This is a genomic window from Tolypothrix sp. VBCCA 56010 (assembly GCF_050875635.1).
Classification (GTDB): Bacteria; Cyanobacteriota; Cyanobacteriia; order Cyanobacteriales; family Nostocaceae; genus Hassallia.
Window position 1 is genome coordinate 81,784 of sequence record NZ_JBPAOH010000009.1, and the last position, 19,595, is coordinate 101,378.

The following is a 19,595-nucleotide window of genomic DNA, read 5'->3' on the forward strand; positions in this document are numbered from 1 at the left end:
GAATCAATTTTTCGTTGCGTTTAATTCTTCTTGCAAGTTTTTTTGATAAATAGTAGGTAGATATCGACTTACGGAATTAGTTTCTATGCCATATCCGAGACTTGTCCAAGTGGGGGAAAGTCTTTTCAAAACTTCGTTTAACTTTTTTTGATGCAGCAGTTGAGAAATGTCAGCTCCCCAAACTTGGCGATCGCTTAACCAACCATATACTACTGCATCTTGATATTCTGCTGCAAAACTATAAGATGCCCAAAACATAAACCGCGTCGGGTTGGGATGATAGCGAGGAGCAATTCTATACCAAGTAGTGTTGATGATTTGATATCTCCCAGCAGCCGTGGAACAATTGCCTTTGTTGGGACCAGTAACAATGACGATGCATATCTGAGGATGATGGCTCAAATCGTTGACTTGCTGTCCACCATATAACAGAGAATAAGGGCGATCGCTATTTGCTTCACTCGCTGAAATAGTTCGCATTAAAGCACGAATGTAAGGATCGCCACCCTTCATCACCAAGGGTGGATTTTTTTGACCAAAGACGGGATCCTTATGCGATCGCAAATCCCCAAATACATACCACTGCAACAAATATACAAAGCCGAGAAGTGCGGCTATCGGTCCAATCAGTTTTTCAACACCTTTCAATTCAACGCTTTTCAGACTCGGACTCCTTACAATTTACGTATAATCAACAACAATAATCGACGCACCCCCAAACGTACTCACAGTGAGGAGTGAAACTTAGTACAGACGTGACGGCAAAGTACAGACGTTCCAGTGGAACGTCTCTACAACTCCTAACTCTATCAAGCTACGTTAGCAAATAATTCCCCAAAGCTTTTCGAGGTAGCCTCTTCTTTAGCAACAATCTCGACAATTTTGTTGCGTGCGGCAGCTTCAAACAGCGACTCGACACAAACTTTGGCAACTTTCTGCCGGGGAATGCTGCCCTCGAACAGTGTATCAGCACTTTGCATCACGATTGGATTGGAATTATCCTCATTTTTTAACCCGCCAGGACGGACAATCGTATAAGTCAAACCGCTTTTCTGGATATATTCCTCAGCTTGCTTTTTCCAAACCAAAATCAACCAGAACAAGTTCAAAGGATGAAGTAACTTGGAAGTAGACAACGAAGAAACGAAAACAAAATGCTCTATTCCCTTCGCTTTGGCAGTATCCACTAAATTTTTAGTGCCTTCAAAATCGACTTTATAAGGTCCTGTGGGGTCAAAACTAGGTTTGGCTCCGGTAGCGCAAAGCACTACTGTGCTATCTCCTAAAGCAGTCGTCAGGCTTTCTGGGGTTAACACATCCCCTACAACTAACTCAACGTCAGGAGGCAAAATACCCTTCGCTTTTTCTGCGTCGCGTACCAAAGCACGGACGGGAATATTTTTCGCAATCAGTTCTTGCACTATCCTGCGACCTGTTTCACCTGTTGCCCCTGCTACAAATGCTTTCATAATAAACGCTATCCTGGGAAACTAATATTTGATTTCTTTGTTCCCTATTTTAGTGATTCTATGAAGTTGCTGGCAGATTTTTGAGGTTTCCGTCAAAATGTACTTTAGCGTGCGAATCGTCTGACCCGATATGGGAATTATTAATACAGGTAAACGCAAGATTATACAGGAATCTTTATATGCTTTCACAAAATCGTGAATATCAATCCTTTGAAATAAGCGAAGCAGTTGTACCTGTCCCATCACAAGCGCATACAGAAGACGCGCTACAAGCAATTGGTGGAACACCAACAAAGTTTTATGGTCGTTATCACGACTCTATGGAAATGTATGCTAAAGCTTGCTTGGTTGGTGAATATCTCAATGCTCATTCTTCATGGTTTTCGCGCTGCGCTGAACCGATGAAGGTGCAACCGCTGGGGGAAAATGGTTATGCTTTAGGAATCGGTCGTTTTGGCTCTTTTGGTTATGAGGTGGAGCCAAAAATTGGTTTGGAATTGTTACCTCCAGAGGATGGTATTTACCGCATCCACACTATACCCATCCCCGGCTACTATCCGCCCGGTTATGACGTAGACTATAACGCATCGCTACGCATGATAGAAGATAAAGCAAACGATGCACCTACAGGTTCTAACCACATAACACGAGTTGAATGGGAATTGGATTTAGTTGTTGATATTCACTTTCCCAAGTTTATTCAGCGTTTGCCTAAGTCTTTGGTGCAATCTACAGGCGATCGCTTACTCAACCAAATCGTCCGTCAAGTCTCAAAACGCCTCACACGCAAAGTTCAGCAAGATTTTCATCAATCTTTAGGAATAGATTTTGCTGTCAATCAGAAAAAGTGGTGAGTGGATAGTGGGGCATGGGGCAATGCCCATTGCCCAATGCCCATTCCCCAACCACTAACTAACTATGCTTGAGTAAGAAGTTTTTGAACAATTTGCACGCCGGTAATCGCCTGCCAAGTAAAAAGTCCTAAAAGTACGAAATTCAACAGAATATGAGTCATCCGCGCCCAATTTGCACCTTTCTGCATGAAAGGAGATAGGGACGCAGAAAATGCAATCAAACTCATCATTCCTAACCCTGCGAGTAGGTGAGATCCGAAAAATAATTTACCATTATTGATGTAGGTGACAGCCATAGCACCGATGGAACCTGCCACCATCAAACCTAAAAGTATTGATCCAGCTTGATAGTGTTTAAGGTTATATTTACCTTTAATCAGTTCTTTCTTCTCTTCACCTTGAGCATGTCTGGTACGCTGTACTTGTAATCCCAGGTAGGCAGCATAAAGCGACAATAGCAATAGCGCCCACATTAGTACCGGGTGAATGAAGTTCAGCCAATATTTCACGGATGGAGAAAGTTCCATATTGATAAGTGTTCCCGTCTAGTTATTAAATCTTTATAAAAGTTAGCATAATCGCAAAAGAAAAGATTGCAAAACTATTTCTTATAGAAGAGGAGCGAAAGTTTCAATACAGATACTATGAGACTTTCGGGCTGTTGAAAGAAAGTAAAAATGTTTCCGGTCTGGTTACAAGCGGGGTTTTGGGGTTTATTTAGTGGTTCAGCGCTGCTGGTTGGGGCTGCAATTGGCTATTTTTCGCGAGTTCCGCAACGGATAATCGCCGCAATTATGGCTTTTGGGGCTGGGGTGTTAATTTCGGCGCTGTCGTTTGAGTTGATGGATGAAGCTTATAAAGAAGGCGGTTTCGACTCGACGGCACTTGGCTTTGTTGCAGGTGCGATGGTGTATACTGCTGCTAACTGGTATTTAGCGACTCAGGGAGGCAAGCATCGCAAACGTTCTGGCAAGCATCAACCATCGGAAGACGAAGATAGTGGTAGTGGTTTGCAATCGCGATCGGCGCACTTTTAGATGGTATCCCCGAATCGATTGTCATCGGCGTTAGTATGATTGGTGGTGGATCTGTCAGCGGTGTTGCTGTCGCAGCAGTTTTTCTCTCTAATATTCCCGAAGGGCTATCTAGCGCTGCTGGAATGAAAAATGCAGCTAGATCGTTGCGCTACGTTTTCAGCGTTTGGGCTACTATTGCAGTTCTTTGCGGTGTGGCAGCACTTTTAGGTTATACCGTTTTCAGTCATTTCTCAGCGGAAATCATCGCTGCGACAACCGCTATAGCCGCAGGCGCGATTTTAGCGATGATTGTTGATACGATGATTCCAGAAGCATTTGAGAAAGCGCATAATTTCGCAGGATTGATTACTGTTGTCGGCTTTCTCGCAGCGTTTGTTCTCAGCAAGTTGGGGGGATAAGGGCGAATGCTTCGCAGGGGTGCCCAAGTGCAATTATAATTCAAATTGTGTGAGAACCCCGGTTTCTTTAATAAACCGGGGTTCTGGGGTTTGAGAGAGATTTTGCGCTCATTCCTAAAGATATAAGCTAAACATTTTTAATAAACCGCAGATAAACACGAGATTTACATAGATAATGTCTATTTGTGTATTCTGCCTTCAGCCGCTTAGGGGTGGGGTGCATCTGTGGTTGTTTCTGATTCTCTTGTAGTGTGGAAGTAACCCAGGCATTTGTAAGATTGTGCGATCGCACTTCGGAGAATTATCAATGGTTTCTACTCAAGATATTCCGTTAATAAAAGCAACTACTCGTGGGGATCTAAAGCTTGTGCAAGCGCTACTAACTCATGGTACGCTTGCTGATACGTGCGATCGCACTGGAACTACGCCGTTAATGTTTGCTGCTTCTTTAGGCTACACCGAAATTGTGCGATCGCTTCTCGATGCGGGCGCAAATATCAATTTACCCAGAAAACGCTATAAGTTGACAGCTTTAATGTTGGCAGCGAGTGCCAATCAAGTTGATATTGTCCAGCTTTTAATATCTAGAGGTGCTGATGTCAATGCCAAGAATGAAGATGGCAGTACAGCTTTAATGGCAGCGGCGTTGAAAGGTTATGTCGATATGGTGAAAGTCTTGCTTGCCGCAAATGCAGATGTGAATGTCGCAGATAAAGATGGTGACACTGCTTTGAAAGTGGCTGTTAAGCAGGGACATTCCGAGATTGTAAAAATATTACTACAAACAGGCGCAGATGTCAATAGCCAAGATGAAGATGGTGAGACTTTGTTGATGGTAGCGGCAGACTTGGGACACTTAAAAGTTGTACAAGCATTGCTGGCAGCGGGGGCTGATGTGAAGCAAAGAAATCAAGATGGGGAAACTGCACTATTAGCAACTGTGGCAGCGGGACATGATGCGATCGCTTCACTTTTATTAGACAAGGGTGCAGATGTGAATAGCCAAGATGAAGATGGTGAAACAGCTTTACATCTTGCGGCTGTTGAAGGCTACGCTGATGTGGTAGAAGTCTTACTCAGCCGTGGTGCGGATGTGCAAATCAAAAACTACCTGGGTGATACACCACTGCTTGTTGCCGCGTTCCAGGGACATAGTAAAATTGTAGAGGCGCTGTTGCGGCAAGGTGCAGATGTAAATGGAAAGTCGAGCGAAACGCCTTTGTCGCTTTGTGTATCACAAGGACACGCCGAGACGGTGAAAGTATTGCTAGACTACGGTGCTGATGCGAATACTCAAGCAGATGATGGCAAAACTGTTTTGATTAAAGCAGCCCAAGGCAATCAAATAAGCATAATGCAGCAACTGCTAGATAAAGGTGCAGATGTCAATTATATAGATTCAGCCGGGGCAACAGTTTTAATGTGGGCAGCATCGCGGGGTTATAATGAAGCTGTGCAAATGTTAATTAAAGCTGGTGCGGATGTGAATTTAAAAAATCAAGGTGGTTATACAGCTTTGGCGATCGCTGAGTTTAATGGTTATGAAGATGTGGTGCAAAGTCTACGGGCAGCCAGCGCAGAAGAATGAAAAAAAGACCCGATTAATCCCGTTTGTACTTGTAGAGACGCGATTTATCGCGTCTGTCAGGAATCACAATAACCCGTTAAACCTTAAGAACGTCGATTTAATAAATTGTATAAAACTTGCACAAACTGACATAATCGACCTTTCCAGGTAGCACGGGGAGTTTACCGACGTTGCAGAATTCTCAGATTTTCTCGAATAGTTGCTGCCAAAGGATGATTAACTCCTAAAAGGCGATCGCATATTGCCAAAGCTTCAATATACAAAAGTTCGGCTTCACTGTACCGATTTTGGCTACTGTAGAGAAAAGCTAAATTATTCAAACTACTTGCTACATCCGGATGGTCGCCGAGAAACAAGCGCTTTCTCATTGCCAAAGCATCAATATACAAAGCTTCGGCTTCGCTGTAACGCCCAAGGCTTTTGTAGAGTTCAGCTAAATTGTTCAAGCTAGTTGCTACATTGGGATGGTCGCCGACAAATAAGCGCTTATACATTACCAAAGCTTCAATATACAGAGGTTCGGCTTCGCTGTACCGCCCAAGGCTTTTGTAGAGTGTTGCTAAATTGTTCAAGCTTAGTGCTACATCGGGATGGTCGCCGACAAACAGGCGCTTATACATTACCAAAGCTTCAATGATCAGGGGTTCGGCATCGCTGTACCGCCCAAGGCTTTTGTAGAGTCCAGCTAAATTGTTCAAGCTAATTGCCACATCGGGATGGTCGCCGACAAACAGGCGCTTTGTCATTGCCAAAGCTTCAATGAACAGGGGTTCGGCATCGCTGTACCACCCTTGGCTATAGTAGAGTGCAGCTAAATTATTCAAGCTAGTTGCCACATCGGGATGGTCGCCAACAAACAGGCGCTTTTTCATTGCCAAAGCTTCAATGTACTTTGGTTCGGCTTCATTGTACCGCCCTTGGTTATGGTAGAGTGCAGCTAAATTATTCAAGCTAGTTGCCACGTTGGGATGGTCGCCAACAAACAGGCGCTTTCTCATTGCCAAAGCTTCAATGTATTTTGGTTCGGCTTCGCTGTATCGTCCAAGGCTTTTGTAGAGTGTTGCTAAATTGTTCAAGCTACCAGCCACATGAGGATGGTCGCCGACAAATAGGCGCTTTGTCATTGCCAGAGCATCAATGTACTTTGGTTCGGCATCGCTGTACCGCCCTAGGCTATCGTAGAGTGTTGCTAAATTGTTCAAGCTTTGTGCTACGTTGGGATGGTCGCTGACAAACAGGCGCTTTGTCATTGCCAAAGCTTCAATTAATAGGGGTTCTGCTTCGCTGTACCGCCCTTGCCTTTTGTAGAGAAAAGCTAAATTGTTCAAGCTACCAGCCACATGGGGATGGTCGCCGACAAATAGGCACTTTGTCATTTCTAAAGCTTCAATGAACAGGGGTTCGGCTTCGCTGTACCGCCCTTGACTATAGTAGAGTAGAGCTAAATTGTTCAAGCTTTGTGCCACATGGGGATGGTCGCCGACAAACAAAGCTTGGCAAACACTTACGCATTCTTCACACCAAGGTTCTGCTAATTTATATAATCCTTGTCCTTCATAAAATCTTCCCACCCCCAGAAATACCCAGATTACTTTATCGTTGGGGACTGATACTGGGGAAATTGCCTGCCCCTCTCTTGCTTCCTTGACCTCTGCAATTAAACGCTTTCCTAAGTCTTCAATATGAGGAACAACATCCTTGATGCCTTCAATATCCTCTGAGGTGGGTGACTGAGGAAGGCTTTTGGCTTTAGCTATCATGGCAGTAGCGAAGGTTGTTTCTAAAACTCGTTGCATCTCCCCAGACTCCCCTAACTGCCCCTGCAAAAACCACCGCACTAAGGCATGAATTTTATAACACCCTATTTCATCTATTTGTTGCAGCAAGTTGCGCTGGTAGAGGTGCTTTTTAGCCTCGTTTAATTCATCTTTCGACCAAGTTAATAAATTGTTGCCTTCAGATTCAAAGTCTGTCGCTACCCAAACAACCAATTCCCAGAGAATTGACTGGGGAGAAAATAGACTCAACAATTTTCCTAGTTGTTGCCCTAGGGGGTCGAGTTCCTCCCAAGTTAAAGCAAACGCGGCTTTAACTCCTAGTTTAGTTGAGTTGAGAGTTTCCCGGTTTTGTAAGGCTGCTTCTGCTAATTTGCGTTCTTGCAACCGCTTAAACATTGTGTCTAGAGATAGCTGCAAGTCTCTGACTAAATAGCCCCCCACTAACTCTATCCCCAAGGGCAAATATTCTAGACATTCACAGATTGCAGTTGCGGCTTTTGGTTCGTTTTCGATTCGTTTGTCTGTGTTCCCCAATAGACGTGTTAACAGTTCTAAGGCTTTTCCCGGTTCTTTTTCTGGGGAGAGAACATCTAAAGGAATCTCTTGAATAAAATTGCGGTCTAAATGCCGTAGTCGAGTAGTCACCAAAACTCGAAAGCGGTTATCGCTGGGAACAACTTCGCGCAGGTTGGCTAAATCAGTCACGTCATCGAAGACGATTAAGATAGTAGGCAAGGCAGAATCAGGATATTTAGACCAACACCACGCGACTTGTTCTTTAAGGCTTAACTCTCTTCCGCCTAATTCTTGGGGAATCTCGAAACCAAAGTTGATGAAAAACTCCAAAACTTCCGCAGCAAGATTGCTTTCCCTATCGTTAAACCAAGCAATTCCGCCGTAGTCTTGTTCATACCGTCTCGCATATTGGGTGGCTAATTCAGTTTTACCCACACCTCCCATTCCGGCTATTGCTACATAATCTCCCCGCTGCAACTCTTGATGCAGCATTGCCAATTCTCGTTCTCGTCCAACGAAATGGACAGAACCGCGAGGAATATATTTTGTGGGATGTAGTTGTTTCTGCCCTTCAATAATTTGAGTCCCAATGGAAGCTTGACCACCAGGGGCAATGTAAACACCAATTTTATGGGCAAACTTACCGGAATCTTCAGGCATACATAGTTAAGTTAAATGCCATTAAACTTAAATATTGCATCAGTTGCAACAACCGCCTCAGAATTTATTCTGAGGCTCATAACTAAAGTCTTCTAAAGAAGACTGAGAAAAAACGGTTTTAGTCCACTTAAGTGGACTTAAGCTGTTAGCCTGGAAATAAATTTCCAGGCGGGATGTGGGACTAATTGAGAATAGTGTAAGTTATTAGATTAAAAAGACATATTTTCAATGTTGCCTGTTCCACCTGGCATGACTACCTGACCAATCTTGTCTGCCAATTTTTCCAGGTTAGGCATAGCCAGAATTTCCGCTAATTTGGGATTTGGTTCGGCTTTAGCAGCTGCGGCTAAATCCTGTGCAGCTTCAGCCACTTCCGGATTAGCTTTAGCCGCAGATTCTACTTCCACTACAGCTTTACCATAATCGAGTGGTTGTTCTGGTGCTTTCTCGATCGCTGTTACAGTATGTGGAGACTGTTTTTTCAGCGTGACGAGAAACTTACCAGTCTTGTTCCATAAAGCTTCACCTACCTTTTCGCCAGTTTTTTCCAAAGCTTTGGTAGCAACTACAGTGCCAATAGCGATCGCCGCAGTAGTTAAAGGTTCCATATGCTACTTTATCTCTAAGTTTATCCTCTTTCTTAACACACTGCTTTTGTTCTAAATTTCGTAAATAAGTTAAATTCTAAGGGAGCCAGTGCGTTGCGGAGCCAGTGCCGTGGGCGGGTTTCCCGACTTGAGGCATCTGGCGTTGAGGTTCCCTCCGTTGTAGCAACTGGCGTTGCGTTAAAGCTGAGAGTACGGTGCCGCATTTTTTGGTGCGTTACGGCTAATTCTGACTCTCTCAAGCTCTCAAATTCTTACATAGCCGTAACACACCCTACTATTTACTACTGTTGTTACGAATATCGCGCTTTTGGTTACGAACATCGCGCTTTTCGTTTTTATGCCAAAGCTTAAACATCATATCATTAATTAACAAAACTCCGTTGCAACTGTAAAGATTGTTGCAACGGAGTAGTAAAATTAGTGAAACACCAAGATATTACAAGCAAAAAGCCTGCTTCATGAAAATGCTTGCTTTCGCAAAAATGAAGAAGGAAATTTAGCCCTTACCTTTTACCTTGTTTCCCCCTCGGCGTTCCTACTGTGCTTAATAGCAATATATAGATTATTGTTTGATGGAACAGTATTATAATGATCAGTTTTGATGTATCAATACGATACTAAATAAAACGAATCATTTAATGGCGGTTGTTTGCGACGATTTAAGATTATTTTGGGCGTTGGCGCAGCCCGCCGTAGGCATCGCTTTTTTTTTAGCTAATAAAGCTATTATAACTAAAAATATAAATTCTGTGGCTAATGTTACAACAGTACAAACAATTAAAGTTTTTTGGGTGGGAATTGGTTGTAAGAGTGGAACTTCGCAAGAATTAATTGCAATAGCGATTGAAGAAACTTTTAAAAAAAATCAATTGAATCTGAGTGCGATCGCCGGGATTGCGACTCTCGACATTAAAGCATATGAAGTCGGTTTGTTAGAACTTTGTCATCAACGCAATTTGCCTTTGAAAACCTTTCCCTCAGATGTTCTCAGTTCTGTTGATGTCCCCAACTCTTCCCCAGTTGTTGCGCTAAAGACGGGAACTTATAGCGTAGCTGAAGCCGCAGCCTTACTAGCAGCTAAGTGTCAAACTCTGCTGATTCCGAAACAAATATTTAAATCAAGCTTTAATCATGAAAATCTCTCCTGCTCTACTTTACAAGGAGCGGTAACAATAGCCGTTGCCCAAGCCCAAAAAGAATACATCTGATATCGTATCTGGCATTGGGACACATATTCTTTGTAGAGACGTTCCAATGGAACGTCTCTACGACGGTTACAGACACGATCTGATTTCTAAAAAAACAGTAATATTATAAAGCTGCTTGGGTTTTGGTTAAAAAAGATATTTTATCTTTTTTTACCTTTATCTAGTCAATTACTCTGAGTAAATAATTAATGATGCTAGAAACGATCGCCAGCACAATTGAACCTAAAAAAGCAGGCAAGAAGCCGCGAATTTCAAAACCATAACCAGGAGTAAGGGCACTTGCCAGCCAAAGTGTAAAGGCGTTGAGAACAAATGTAAACAACCCAAAAGTAATTAGATTGATTGGCAAAGTCAAAAGCATTAAAATCGGTCGGACGATCGCATTAACTAGTCCGAGAATAACGGCAGCGACAAGCGCTGTGACAAAAGTCTTAACGATAAAGCCAGGAACGAAATGAGCCGTAATCAGCAAGGCGATCGCTGTCCCTAACCAAGTTAACAAAAAGTGTCGCATAAGTTTATTACATTTTCGTAGTAAGGACTTCAGTCCTTATCTTAAGCGAAGTAATTAAATAATAAGTCGATTTTCTCGTACTGAAAACTTCAGGTGAAAGAAAATCGACTCACTACAGTTGATAAATAATCGTTATGTAAAATTCTCTTTTTGTCTTACATCAGTCGCAAGAGGTAATCTAACGCGCTTGACTGCGACGCCGTGTGAGAACATCCCAAGTAGCACCACCAGCTATACCATCAGCTTCTAAACCATAGCGTTGTTGTGCAGCTTTCACCGCTGCTTCAGTAGATGCGCCAAAATCTCCATCTACATTACCATCCAAAAAACCAAGCCTTTTGAGTCTTTCTTGCAGTTTAACAACTTCAGAACCACGCATTCCTATCCGCAAAATCGGCATTCCCGCTGCGGTGTATTGAATACTAGGCGTTTGCCGAGTAGTTTGTCCAGAACTACTAGTTTGACGAGTGCGAGTAGTTTGTCCAGAACTACTAGCTTGGCGAGTGCGAGAAGTTTGTCCAGAACTGCTAGTTTGGCGAGTGCGAGAAGTTTGTCCAGAACTAGCAGTTTGGTTTCGAGGAGTTTGACGAGTGCGAACAGTTTCCCCAGAACTAGCAGTTTGGCTTCGAGGAGTTTGACGAGTGCGAACAGTTTCGCGAGAACCATTGGTTGAAGTAGTGCGAACAGTTTCGCGAGAACCATTGCTTGAAGTAGTGCGAACAGTTTGCTCAGAACTAGAAGTTTGTCCAGCGGAATTGGTTGAGGTAGTACGAATAGTTTGCTCAGAACTACTGGTTGAAGTACCACTGCCGGGTGATGATTGTCTGACGGTTGTTTGTGAGGTGCTTGTTGTCGTTGGGCTAGACGGTTTTGGCTCAGGAGTGGGAAACTTAGCTGCGGGGTTAGGTGAAGCAGAAGAAGCTACCGTTCCTTCGCCGGGAAAAAGTCTAGCCCAAGTGTTAGCATCAACAATGCCATCAGGAGTCAAACCCGCTGCGCTTTTAAATTGAGAAACAGCGGTTGCCGTCGTTTGGTTAAAGTTTCCATCGACTGTACCTGTGTAATAGCCTAAAAGTTTCAGCGCTCCTTGTAATTCAGAGACGCGCTCTCCTTGACTACCAAGTTTTAGGGTAGGACGATTGACGCTACCCCCGCCAACTACTTGGGCAATTTCTGGTGGTGCTGCAAATGATACTACGGCTGTTGAGCCAATTAGCACAGGAGTAGTAAAGCACAGAGGTAATAAATAAAACTTGCTGGCGGAAAAAAAACGAGATGCTATTGATGTGTGTAAGTAGTTAGTTCTACTTACTGTCTGGCTGCCTTTCATGGAATTTACCCCCGGTTGATTCTCATGCTAATAGTACAGCGCCTTGGCTTTACAAAAAAGCTAGTTGATTGCACTATTAATAGCTTTTTGTTGACCGACTAAGGATAAATAAGGTTCCCGTAAATATTGGTTAGCTGCGGCGATCGCATCTTTAACACTCACACCGGCAATTAACTCCTGGAATTCTTGGTCAAAATCAATTCCTAACCCCAAAATTTCATACCAGCCGTATACTTGAGCAATTTGAGCGTTAGTTTGTTTACCTAAAGCATACTGCCCCAGTATCTTATTTTTCGCGGCTTGAAGTGCGCTTTCTTCTAGTTGATTGCTAGAGAGTAAATCTACTTCTGTCCGCAGTCCGGTTAAAGCGATGCTGGTATTTTCGGGCGCGGTTCCCATATAAACTACAAATGAGGCAGGATGCAGCCTTGTGGGATAAAATGCGGACACTTCGTAAGCTAAACCCCGCTTTTCCCGCAATTCCACAAACAAGCGACTAGAAAGCCCATTTCCCAAGTAGGTAGATAACAACTTTAATGGAGCATAATCAGCAGCACGCACTGATGGTCCGAGATAACCCAGCATAATGACTGATTGCTGTGTTTGTTGCGCTTTGAGTCTTTGCTGCGGTTCAACCTTTATATGGGGAAAATGTACTTTTGGCAGTGGTTCGGGTGGAGCTTGCCAATCTCCAAATATGTTTTCTACTAAATTAACTGCATCTTCTAGCGTGACTCGACCGGCAATACTAATTACTAGATTATCTGGACGAAAATATGTCTGATGATACTTGACTAAATCGGCGCGAGTCAAACTGCCCATAGTTGTTTCATCTCCCAGCAGTGACATAGCATAGGGATGATTTTGATACATCACTTGGCGCAGTTGGTCAAAGGCGATGGTAAATGGTTGCTCTTTTTGAGAGCGAATATCTTGTAAAGCTAGACGCCGTTCTAATTCTACTTCAACTTCGGGAAAAGTAGGCGATCGCATAATTCGCCCCGCCAATTGCAAAATATCCGCAAAATCTGCGGTAACAGTCTTCAATGACAACAGAAAATAATCGGCGGCACTATCTGCACTCAAACCTGCCCCCATAGATTCTACATGTTCGGCGATTTGCAAGCTAGAAAGTCCATCGCATCCCTTTGTCAGCACTGTAGATAATAAATGCGCTAATCCTGACTGCTGTGGATTTTCGTTACAACTACCAGCACGAATAAAAATCCGCGCTGCAATGATATCAGCGGCGGGATTTTCTGCTACTAATAATACGATGCCATTGCTCAACACAGTGCGAGCGATCGGCGAGTGAGAAATAGAAGATTTTAGAGTTTGAGTCATTAGTCAAAAGTTAGGAGGAGCGGTAGAGACGTTCGGTGTGGAACGTCTGTACGATTGTAGAGACGTTCCACACCGAACGTCTGTACGAAAGTTAAAAGTTAGGAGTCCAATGCCCAATGCCCAATGCCCAATGCCCAATGCCCAATGCCCCATCCCCCATGCCCAATGACTAACAAGGTCTGAGTACCGTAACTGCATAATTTTGCGGTGAAAGATAATCTTTAGCTAATTGTTGCAGTTCTTGAGCATCAAATGACTGAATTTGCTGGGGATAGGTAACGGACAATTCAGCTTGGGCGATCGTGTTATAGTAACCATAAAGCCCGGTGAGTTGATTTGGCGTTTCCGTAGAAAAGGCATATTCATTACATAGCAGTCTGCGGGTACGTGCGAGTTCAGCATCGCTAATTTCCACATTCTGCAAATCTTCCAGGTGAGTGCAAATTAAAGCTTCAACTTTTTCTAGTTCTTCTGGCTCTAACCAAGCGTTAATTGTAAATAAACTCGAATCTCGTTGCAGAGACAAATTAGCGCAAATTCCCTGCACTAATTGCAGTTCTTCTCGCAAATCGCGAACTAAGCGCGAAGTTCTTCCTTCTGCTAGCAGTACTGATAATAAATCTAAACCGTAAGCGCTGCGGAGTTTTTCGACTCCTGGTGCTGTCCATGCCATTGTTAACCGCGCTTGCTCTAAGCGTGGTAAATGTAGTTCTTGACGACGAATACCAGTAATTGCTGGTTCGACATTCAATTCAAACTGCGGGCAATCAGTGCGATCGCCAAAATTTTCAAAGGTGCGATTTACTAATTCTAAAGCTGGTTTTTCCGCAATTCCCCCGACTACCACTACCGTCATATTTTCTGGTTGATAGTGAGCGCGATGAAAACAGCGCATTGCTTGTGCTGATTGCTGCATCAATTCTTGCTCAGTACCCAGCACCGAACGTCCGTAGGGGTGAGAAAGGTAGACGCTTTGAATCAAAGCTTGAAATCCCAGCCAATCCGGATCGTCTTGCGCTTGACGAATTTCCTCTAATACTACATCCCGTTCTCGCTCAAATTCTTCTTCAGGAATTGCAGCATTCAGCAACAGTTCTCCTAAATGAGGCAAAGTATCTTCTAGATATGTGGCAGCTGTGGTGAGAGTGTAATGAGCATAATCATAACTGGTAGCGGCATTAGTCACGCCACCTCTATTTTCAATATTTTGGTCAAATACTCCGGGGGGTAGCGTCGCTGTACCTTTAAAAATCATATGTTCTAAAAAGTGCGCCATGCCGAACCACGGATTTGGCTCTTTTGTTGCACCAGCACGCACCCAAACATCAGCCACTACTACAGGGGTGGTGGCAATTTCCTGATGAATAAAGGTTACACCATTGTCTAGTTGAAAAACTGAGGCTGGAAACACCGTATTAATTAGCTGTTGTGACAATTTTTGCTGCTTTCACCAAAATTTAACGCAGTTTTGACTATTTTATCTTTTATTGATATCTAAATTAGAATCAATTTATACAGATTTCCTGACAAAAGATGCAGCTAAGATTTCCGAACTTCTATATATAAGTAATTTGTATCCTGAATGCAGCTAAAATGCATAAAATAACTTGTTTTGCTGTCTCTTATATAATTTTTTATTAACTCGGTGATAAATGATTTATATATAAGACTAAAGTCTTGTAGGGGCAATTCATGAATTGCCCCTACGTAAATTCAAGCTTTGACGACTTTATATAGTTAAAAGCTCCCACAGTTAGCAAAGACTGTGGGAGCTAAAAATTTTAAGTTCACCGCGACGCCGTTTTACCTAAGTTTATGACCTGGGTTTATCCAGGTGGGAACCTAATTCCTCGTTTAAAGTTTCCGAGTCATTGCTCGGTCTACTGCCACGAGAACAGTTGATTCCCTTTTCTTTAAAGGCATAGATCAAAAAACTTGATGGCAGTCACCAACGTCGTAGTGCAACTTCACCCATTATAACTATCAAAAAGATATTGTGTGTCTTATGTGGAAAATAAGCTTTAGGCTTCTAGTCCTATGGGTGTTATAGGTGTGGGGGTATTCGGATACCAGATAGATTCTATGCTGCGGGCGACATCCATCGCCTGATTTTGATTATCGAGCAAAACGGTGACGTGTCCTAATTTGCGTCCCAAACGCGATTCAGTTTTACCATACCAGTGCAGGTGCGCTTGGGGAATTTGCTGTAAGAGCGATCGCTTTTGTTCGTAATCGCTTTGAGAATTTTCATATCCCAAAAGGTTAACCATGACAGCACCAGCGCAGCGCAAAGCGGGATTACCCAAAGTAAAACCACACACCGCTCTCAAATGCTGCTCAAATTGCGAAATTTCGCAAGCATCAAGGGAAAAATGCCCCGAATTGTGCGTTCTTGGGGCAATTTCATTTACCAGCACTTTTCCCTCTGCGGTGAGAAATAGCTCAATCCCAAAAACGCCTACTACTTGCAGGCTATTTAATATAGTGTGAGCGATCGCTTCTATTTCTACTGCTTGTTGAGGGGTAATCTGTGCCGGCGCAATTACCCGACGACATACTTGTTCTTCTTGCTGAGTTTCCACCACTGGATAGGTTACAACTTCGCCATCAACTGAACGCGCTGCAATTATCGCTAATTCTTGTTCAAAAGGAATAAATTCTTCTATCAAAAATGCACTTTCTGTGATATTATAATCTAGCTTGGGCTGTAATGTCGCCAAATCCTTGATAATGAAAGTACCTTGACCGTCATAGCCGTGGCGTCGGGATTTGAGAACTAAGGGAAAACCCAACTTAGATGCGATTTTTTCGCTATCTTGACGCTCGACAGCGAAAAATTCCGGGACAGGTAAACCCAAGTCGCGTAAATAGCAGCGTTGATGATATTTATCTAAAAGGGGAGTTAAAGCTTTTAAAGAGGGACGGAAGCAAACGCCTCGATCTGCCAGGATTGATAAAGCGTCTAAGTTAACAAACTCGTTTTCAAAGGTGATGATATCGGATTTGCTAGCTAAAACAGCGGTGGCTGTGGCATCATCAACTTTAGCTAAAACTGTATCAGCTGCGATCGCAAAAGCCGGATCTTGTAGCTTAGGAGTTTGCACCACCAATTCTAATCCTAGCTTTTGTGCAGCGCCTCCCATCATCCAGGCGAGTTGTCCACCACCAATTACACCAACACGCTTCATTGACATCCTAGAGATTCACGAGTTTCTACGCCAGTTTGAGAATTTACACCGCTGGCTTTTGCACATAGTTCTTTGATTTGCACTTTATCCAAAATCGCATCGCTGAAATCTGCACCTTTGATATCTACATTGGTAAAGACAGCGCCAAGCAAAAGAGCTTCTGTGAAGTTGGCATCGCTCAAATCAGCCCCTGTTAAGTTTACCTGATCGACGAGTGCATTGCTTAAATCTGCTTGATGCAGATTCGCTTGTGTCATCGTGCTTGCACTCATGACTGCCCCGCGCAAGTCAGCACCAGCAAAGTTAGTTAGTTCCATATTGGCGTTAGAAAATTCAGCTGCTTGCAAACTTTGCCCAGAAAAATCCCGTTTTGTCAATTGTGCATTGCTAAATGACAATGGATGAGTCCAGTCTGCGATCGCTGGTGTTGCCCAGTTCAAGCAAAATACAATCATCAAGATAATTAACGCCAATTTTTGCCGCCAAAACATATTCGCTTGCTGGTTGTGTGTTCAATCGCAGATTGTGCGGGTTCAAGTTTTAGCTTACCGCAAGTCCCTGGTGTTTTATTCGTTAACTTCTAACTTTTGGCGGTGATGAAGGCAACTTGTAACAGTTTGTTAAGGTTGATAGGGGCGAAACGGGCGATCGCACAAAGCGCCCGCCATCAACGCGATCACCGGAGGTGGCGGCTTCCGCATCGCACTTATGAAAGAGCAAAAGTTCTTACTTAATACTGATAATAAATATTGTTCATCTGCGGCACAATTAGACAAGCGCAAGGTTTAACACAGCAACTTGTTTGAGTGGATAACAAAGGTAAGCACTCACAAATTTATTTACAATTCTTTATTTAGAGATATCCGAACAAAGCTGATTATTGAGTTTTCGCAAGTCAAGTTATATATTATGGAATGAAAGCAATTACTCACTAATTTATTTACAATAGTTTATAAAGTAAAGTTTATTATCTTTTAACGCCAAGAGGCGATGAGTTACTGTTAGTCTTGTAATAATGACAAGCATGATTTTAACGTTATATAAGAAATGTTTCACATGCTTAAACATTGCTTAACCATTAAGAACAATCGTTAACTAAGAGTGCGATTGGTGGGCAGAGCAGAAATCAAGTAACTAATATTTAACTTCTACAGAAATTTCCACTCGTCCAAATTCCCGACTTTGATTATGAAACATTACTCAATTGAATGGATCGAAGAATGGTGCCAAGAAAATGGCTGGACAGATTTATTTGTTGAGCGACGTAACAATTATTGGGCTTTTCCGCCAATGGCAGTAATGCCGGAACCAATCCCTCCCAAAGTTTTGAATCTAATTAAAGCGAAAAAGGGATTAACTGCTGAAGAAAAATGGTTGTCGATTTCAGCAGTAGTGACAACAATTGCCGCTGTAGTTTCTAGCTATTTGTTAAAATGTCCAATGCCATTAGTTTTTGCGTTTGCTTTTGATGCCGTGACGATGGCTCAACTTGAAATTGAAGATATTTAGACTTGAAGTAGTAAGCAAAGCTGAAAAGCGAAAAAGAGCGAATAATTGTTTCGCTCTTTTTTAATGTTAAACGTAATAGATGAAAGTCCGTGAAATTATTAAACTAATAAAAGCAGATGGCTGGTATCTTGCTAGAACTAGGGGAAGTCATCGACAGTATAAGCATCCAATAAAAGCTGGTTTGGTAACAGTTGCAGGCAAATTATCTGATGATTTAGCATCGGGGACGTTAAACAGTATTTTTAAACAAGCGCAACTAATACAATACAAAGAAAAAGAAGATATAGAAGACAGTGAAGAGAAGGAAGAAGACTAATGCTTTACGCAGTTGTGATTGAAAAAGCTAAAAGTAATTATTCAGCTTACGTTCCGGATTTGCCGGGATGTGTGGCAACAGGTGCAACTATTGTAGAAACACAGCAACAAATACAAGAAGCGATCGCTTTTCATTTAGCAGGTTTGCGTGAGGATAATTTACCTATTCCGGAACCAACAACTTTATGTGAATATGTGGAAGCATCATGAAGATGTTTTTACACAAAGCCTCAACGTCCGTCAGCCACCCGCCAAAAGTATAATTGATTTGGGAGCGGGTTATTCGACAATAACTGATAAACTCAGTTTGTTAATTTAATTTGTGCATCACACAATGTCGTTTCTTCCCAAAAACTTCGAGATTCCTGAAATCCTCAAAACCGATTATTTTTTCCTGCGAACTATAGGGATTGACAATTTCTGGCGGACAGAAGCGCAATACTTAGTTATTTTTGTGTTGGACGATATAGCTGGTGCAATATCTCAGTTAGGGCATCTGTAATTGCTTGATCTAACTCTTGATAGGTTCTAGCGGCTTGTGTTCGTAAAAACTCTTTGAGTTATGATAGTTACCTAAGTTCTGAAATATTAATAATATGCTTTAAAAGCGCGGATATCGGCTGAACTCCGGATATACTTACTACTTGTTAACAGTGCCTCTTTGGTAGTTATATGGAAAAAGAGACTGCGATCAAAAAGGTTCTGATTCTAGCTGCAAATCCGAAAGATACTTCACGCCTGCGTCTGGATCAAGAGTTGCGAGATATTGAGGAAGGATTACAGCGATCGCAAAAACGTGACCAGTTTAGTCTCAAGCAACAGTTGGCAGTTCGTCCAAGAGATATTCAACGGGCACTGTTAGATTTCAACCCACAAATTATTCATTTTTCCGGACATGGCACAGAAGAGAGATTGATATTTGAAGATGATTCTGGCAAGTCAAAGCTAGTCAGTGGAGATGCATTGGCTGGATTGTTTGAACTGTTTGCCGATCGCATTGAATGTGTAGTGCTGAATGGTTGTTACTCAGAGGAACAGGCTCTTGCGATCAGCAAACACATTAACTATGTTATCGGCATGAATCAGGCGATCGGTGATAAAGCTGCGATAGAATTTGCAGTGGGATTTTACGATGCTTTGGGTGCAGGGCGATCAATTGAGTTTGCCTACAAGTTGGGTTGGGATGAACCCGGACAAAAACGGACAACATAAAGCTCAATACCTCACTAAAAACGATGAACGGGCGAGCAAATTGATGCGGCGGTTCGCCGGACAGAAA

21 protein-coding genes and 1 other RNA gene are annotated in these 19,595 nt (G+C 42.7%); 10 read left to right on the top strand and 12 right to left on the bottom strand.

All coding sequences use genetic code 11. From position 1 onward, the window contains the following. Positions 1–3: 3 nt before the first annotated feature. Together AABK37_RS05180 and AABK37_RS05185 are read right to left on the bottom strand one after the other, a co-directional pair. Positions 4–648, bottom strand: coding sequence for a glycoside hydrolase family 24 protein (locus tag AABK37_RS05180; protein ID WP_432550528.1), 645 nt, complete (start codon positions 646–648; stop codon positions 4–6). A gap of 161 nt (positions 649–809) precedes the next feature. Then, positions 810–1,469, bottom strand: coding sequence for an NAD(P)H-binding protein (locus AABK37_RS05185; protein WP_432550529.1), 660 nt, complete (start codon positions 1,467–1,469; stop codon positions 810–812). Positions 1,470–1,648: 179 nt separating this feature from the next. Here AABK37_RS05185 and AABK37_RS05190 point away from each other — a divergent pair, with 179 nt between their 5' ends. Then, a complete protein-coding gene (locus AABK37_RS05190; RefSeq protein ID WP_432550530.1) occupies positions 1,649–2,323 on the top strand; it encodes a DUF1997 domain-containing protein in 675 nt (224 codons plus the stop codon). A gap of 62 nt (positions 2,324–2,385) precedes the next feature. On the opposite strand, the gene AABK37_RS05195 is transcribed toward AABK37_RS05190, so the two are convergent. Beyond that, positions 2,386–2,856 carry a DUF4079 domain-containing protein gene (locus AABK37_RS05195; protein WP_432550549.1) on the bottom strand — a complete coding sequence of 157 codons (471 nt, stop codon included), beginning with the start codon at positions 2,854–2,856 and terminating at the stop codon, positions 2,386–2,388. A gap of 144 nt (positions 2,857–3,000) precedes the next feature. Here AABK37_RS05195 and AABK37_RS05200 point away from each other — a divergent pair, with 144 nt between their 5' ends. From AABK37_RS05200 to AABK37_RS05210, 3 genes are all read left to right on the top strand, one after another. Further along, entirely contained in the window at positions 3,001–3,360 is a 360-nt protein-coding gene (locus AABK37_RS05200; protein WP_432550531.1) for a ZIP family metal transporter, read from the top strand. A 35-nt stretch (positions 3,361–3,395) separates the two neighbouring features. Continuing rightward, positions 3,396–3,758: a hypothetical protein gene (locus AABK37_RS05205; RefSeq protein WP_432550532.1), complete on the top strand. Its 363-nt coding sequence runs from the start codon at positions 3,396–3,398 to the stop codon at positions 3,756–3,758. Positions 3,759–4,065: 307 nt separating this feature from the next. Continuing rightward, complete coding sequence (locus AABK37_RS05210; RefSeq protein ID WP_432550533.1) at positions 4,066–5,346, top strand: ankyrin repeat domain-containing protein; 1,281 nt, start codon at positions 4,066–4,068, stop codon at positions 5,344–5,346. A 161-nt stretch (positions 5,347–5,507) separates the two neighbouring features. Here the strand turns inward: AABK37_RS05210 and AABK37_RS05215 are convergent, their stop codons facing one another. Both AABK37_RS05215 and AABK37_RS05220 read right to left on the bottom strand, forming a co-directional pair. Further along, positions 5,508–8,300 (bottom strand): tetratricopeptide repeat protein, encoded by a 2,793-nt coding sequence (locus tag AABK37_RS05215; protein ID WP_432550534.1) that lies wholly within the window; start codon positions 8,298–8,300, stop codon positions 5,508–5,510. A gap of 209 nt (positions 8,301–8,509) precedes the next feature. Beyond that, a complete protein-coding gene (locus AABK37_RS05220; RefSeq protein WP_432550535.1) occupies positions 8,510–8,908 on the bottom strand; it encodes a hypothetical protein in 399 nt (132 codons plus the stop codon). Positions 8,909–9,657: 749 nt separating this feature from the next. Here AABK37_RS05220 and AABK37_RS05225 point away from each other — a divergent pair. Then, the gene (locus AABK37_RS05225) at positions 9,658–10,116 is read left to right on the top strand and encodes a cobalamin biosynthesis protein (RefSeq protein WP_432550536.1); all 459 of its coding nucleotides are present in this window, start codon (positions 9,658–9,660) and stop codon (positions 10,114–10,116) included. A 160-nt stretch (positions 10,117–10,276) separates the two neighbouring features. Here AABK37_RS05225 and AABK37_RS05230 read toward each other — a convergent pair whose 3' ends face one another. The 3 genes from AABK37_RS05230 to AABK37_RS05240 all read right to left on the bottom strand — a co-directional run bounded on the left by AABK37_RS05230 (position 10,277) and on the right by AABK37_RS05240 (position 13,304). Continuing rightward, positions 10,277–10,630, bottom strand: coding sequence for a phage holin family protein (locus tag AABK37_RS05230; RefSeq protein WP_432550537.1), 354 nt, complete (start codon positions 10,628–10,630; stop codon positions 10,277–10,279). A gap of 178 nt (positions 10,631–10,808) precedes the next feature. Beyond that, positions 10,809–11,960 (bottom strand): peptidoglycan-binding protein, encoded by a 1,152-nt coding sequence (locus tag AABK37_RS05235; protein ID WP_432550538.1) that lies wholly within the window; start codon positions 11,958–11,960, stop codon positions 10,809–10,811. 60 nt (positions 11,961–12,020) lie between these two features. Continuing rightward, on the bottom strand, positions 12,021–13,304 hold the full coding sequence (locus AABK37_RS05240; protein WP_432550539.1) for a M16 family metallopeptidase: 1,284 nt from the start codon (positions 13,302–13,304) through the stop codon (positions 12,021–12,023). 37 nt (positions 13,305–13,341) lie between these two features. Here AABK37_RS05240 and AABK37_RS05245 point away from each other — a divergent pair, with 37 nt between their 5' ends. After that, on the top strand, positions 13,342–13,473 hold the full coding sequence (locus AABK37_RS05245) for a hypothetical protein (RefSeq protein ID WP_432550540.1): 132 nt from the start codon (positions 13,342–13,344) through the stop codon (positions 13,471–13,473). Here AABK37_RS05245 and AABK37_RS05250 read toward each other — a convergent pair whose 3' ends face one another. The 4 genes from AABK37_RS05250 to AABK37_RS05265 all read right to left on the bottom strand — a co-directional run bounded on the left by AABK37_RS05250 (position 13,474) and on the right by AABK37_RS05265 (position 16,983). Beyond that, complete coding sequence (locus AABK37_RS05250) at positions 13,474–14,715, bottom strand: M16 family metallopeptidase (RefSeq protein ID WP_432550550.1); 1,242 nt, start codon at positions 14,713–14,715, stop codon at positions 13,474–13,476. Positions 14,716–15,087: 372 nt separating this feature from the next. Continuing rightward, positions 15,088–15,270: non-coding RNA, 6S RNA (gene ssrS, locus AABK37_RS05255), on the bottom strand. Between the two features lie 55 nt (positions 15,271–15,325). Continuing rightward, complete coding sequence (locus AABK37_RS05260) at positions 15,326–16,492, bottom strand: 5-(carboxyamino)imidazole ribonucleotide synthase (RefSeq protein WP_432550551.1); 1,167 nt, start codon at positions 16,490–16,492, stop codon at positions 15,326–15,328. After that, positions 16,489–16,983 (bottom strand): pentapeptide repeat-containing protein, encoded by a 495-nt coding sequence (locus tag AABK37_RS05265; RefSeq protein WP_432550541.1) that lies wholly within the window; start codon positions 16,981–16,983, stop codon positions 16,489–16,491. The genes AABK37_RS05260 and AABK37_RS05265 overlap by 4 nt, the downstream gene beginning before the upstream one ends. Before the next feature lie 697 nt (positions 16,984–17,680). On the opposite strand from AABK37_RS05265, the gene AABK37_RS05270 reads away from it, so the two are divergent. The 4 genes from AABK37_RS05270 (at position 17,681) to AABK37_RS05285 (ending at position 19,528) form a co-directional block, all read left to right on the top strand. Continuing rightward, positions 17,681–18,001, top strand: coding sequence for a hypothetical protein (locus AABK37_RS05270; RefSeq protein WP_432550542.1), 321 nt, complete (start codon positions 17,681–17,683; stop codon positions 17,999–18,001). Between the two features lie 79 nt (positions 18,002–18,080). Continuing rightward, complete coding sequence (locus AABK37_RS05275; protein ID WP_432550543.1) at positions 18,081–18,317, top strand: type II toxin-antitoxin system HicA family toxin; 237 nt, start codon at positions 18,081–18,083, stop codon at positions 18,315–18,317. After that, positions 18,317–18,526, top strand: a complete 210-nt coding sequence (locus tag AABK37_RS05280; RefSeq protein ID WP_432550544.1) for a type II toxin-antitoxin system HicB family antitoxin — start codon at positions 18,317–18,319, stop codon at positions 18,524–18,526. The genes AABK37_RS05275 and AABK37_RS05280 overlap by 1 nt, the downstream gene beginning before the upstream one ends. A gap of 462 nt (positions 18,527–18,988) precedes the next feature. Then, complete coding sequence (locus tag AABK37_RS05285) at positions 18,989–19,528, top strand: CHAT domain-containing protein (protein ID WP_432550545.1); 540 nt, start codon at positions 18,989–18,991, stop codon at positions 19,526–19,528. Positions 19,529–19,595 lie beyond the last annotated feature (67 nt).

Coding starts and splice junctions, on each gene's coding strand:
- AABK37_RS05285 (WP_432550545.1), top strand. CDS start 18,989: ATGGAAAAAGAGACTGCGATCAAAAAGGTTCTGATTCTAGCTGCAAAT.
- AABK37_RS05235 (WP_432550538.1), bottom strand. CDS start 11,960: ATGAAAGGCAGCCAGACAGTAAGTAGAACTAACTACTTACACACATCA.
- AABK37_RS05215 (WP_432550534.1), bottom strand. CDS start 8,300: ATGCCTGAAGATTCCGGTAAGTTTGCCCATAAAATTGGTGTTTACATT.
- AABK37_RS05260 (WP_432550551.1), bottom strand. CDS start 16,492: ATGAAGCGTGTTGGTGTAATTGGTGGTGGACAACTCGCCTGGATGATG.
- AABK37_RS05280 (WP_432550544.1), top strand. CDS start 18,317: ATGCTTTACGCAGTTGTGATTGAAAAAGCTAAAAGTAATTATTCAGCT.
- AABK37_RS05185 (WP_432550529.1), bottom strand. CDS start 1,469: ATGAAAGCATTTGTAGCAGGGGCAACAGGTGAAACAGGTCGCAGGATA.
- AABK37_RS05205 (WP_432550532.1), top strand. CDS start 3,396: ATGATTGGTGGTGGATCTGTCAGCGGTGTTGCTGTCGCAGCAGTTTTT.
- AABK37_RS05200 (WP_432550531.1), top strand. CDS start 3,001: ATGTTTCCGGTCTGGTTACAAGCGGGGTTTTGGGGTTTATTTAGTGGT.
- AABK37_RS05210 (WP_432550533.1), top strand. CDS start 4,066: ATGGTTTCTACTCAAGATATTCCGTTAATAAAAGCAACTACTCGTGGG.
- AABK37_RS05270 (WP_432550542.1), top strand. CDS start 17,681: ATGAAACATTACTCAATTGAATGGATCGAAGAATGGTGCCAAGAAAAT.
- AABK37_RS05190 (WP_432550530.1), top strand. CDS start 1,649: ATGCTTTCACAAAATCGTGAATATCAATCCTTTGAAATAAGCGAAGCA.
- AABK37_RS05240 (WP_432550539.1), bottom strand. CDS start 13,304: ATGACTCAAACTCTAAAATCTTCTATTTCTCACTCGCCGATCGCTCGC.
- AABK37_RS05220 (WP_432550535.1), bottom strand. CDS start 8,908: ATGGAACCTTTAACTACTGCGGCGATCGCTATTGGCACTGTAGTTGCT.
- AABK37_RS05230 (WP_432550537.1), bottom strand. CDS start 10,630: ATGCGACACTTTTTGTTAACTTGGTTAGGGACAGCGATCGCCTTGCTG.
- AABK37_RS05275 (WP_432550543.1), top strand. CDS start 18,081: ATGAAAGTCCGTGAAATTATTAAACTAATAAAAGCAGATGGCTGGTAT.
- AABK37_RS05265 (WP_432550541.1), bottom strand. CDS start 16,983: ATGTTTTGGCGGCAAAAATTGGCGTTAATTATCTTGATGATTGTATTT.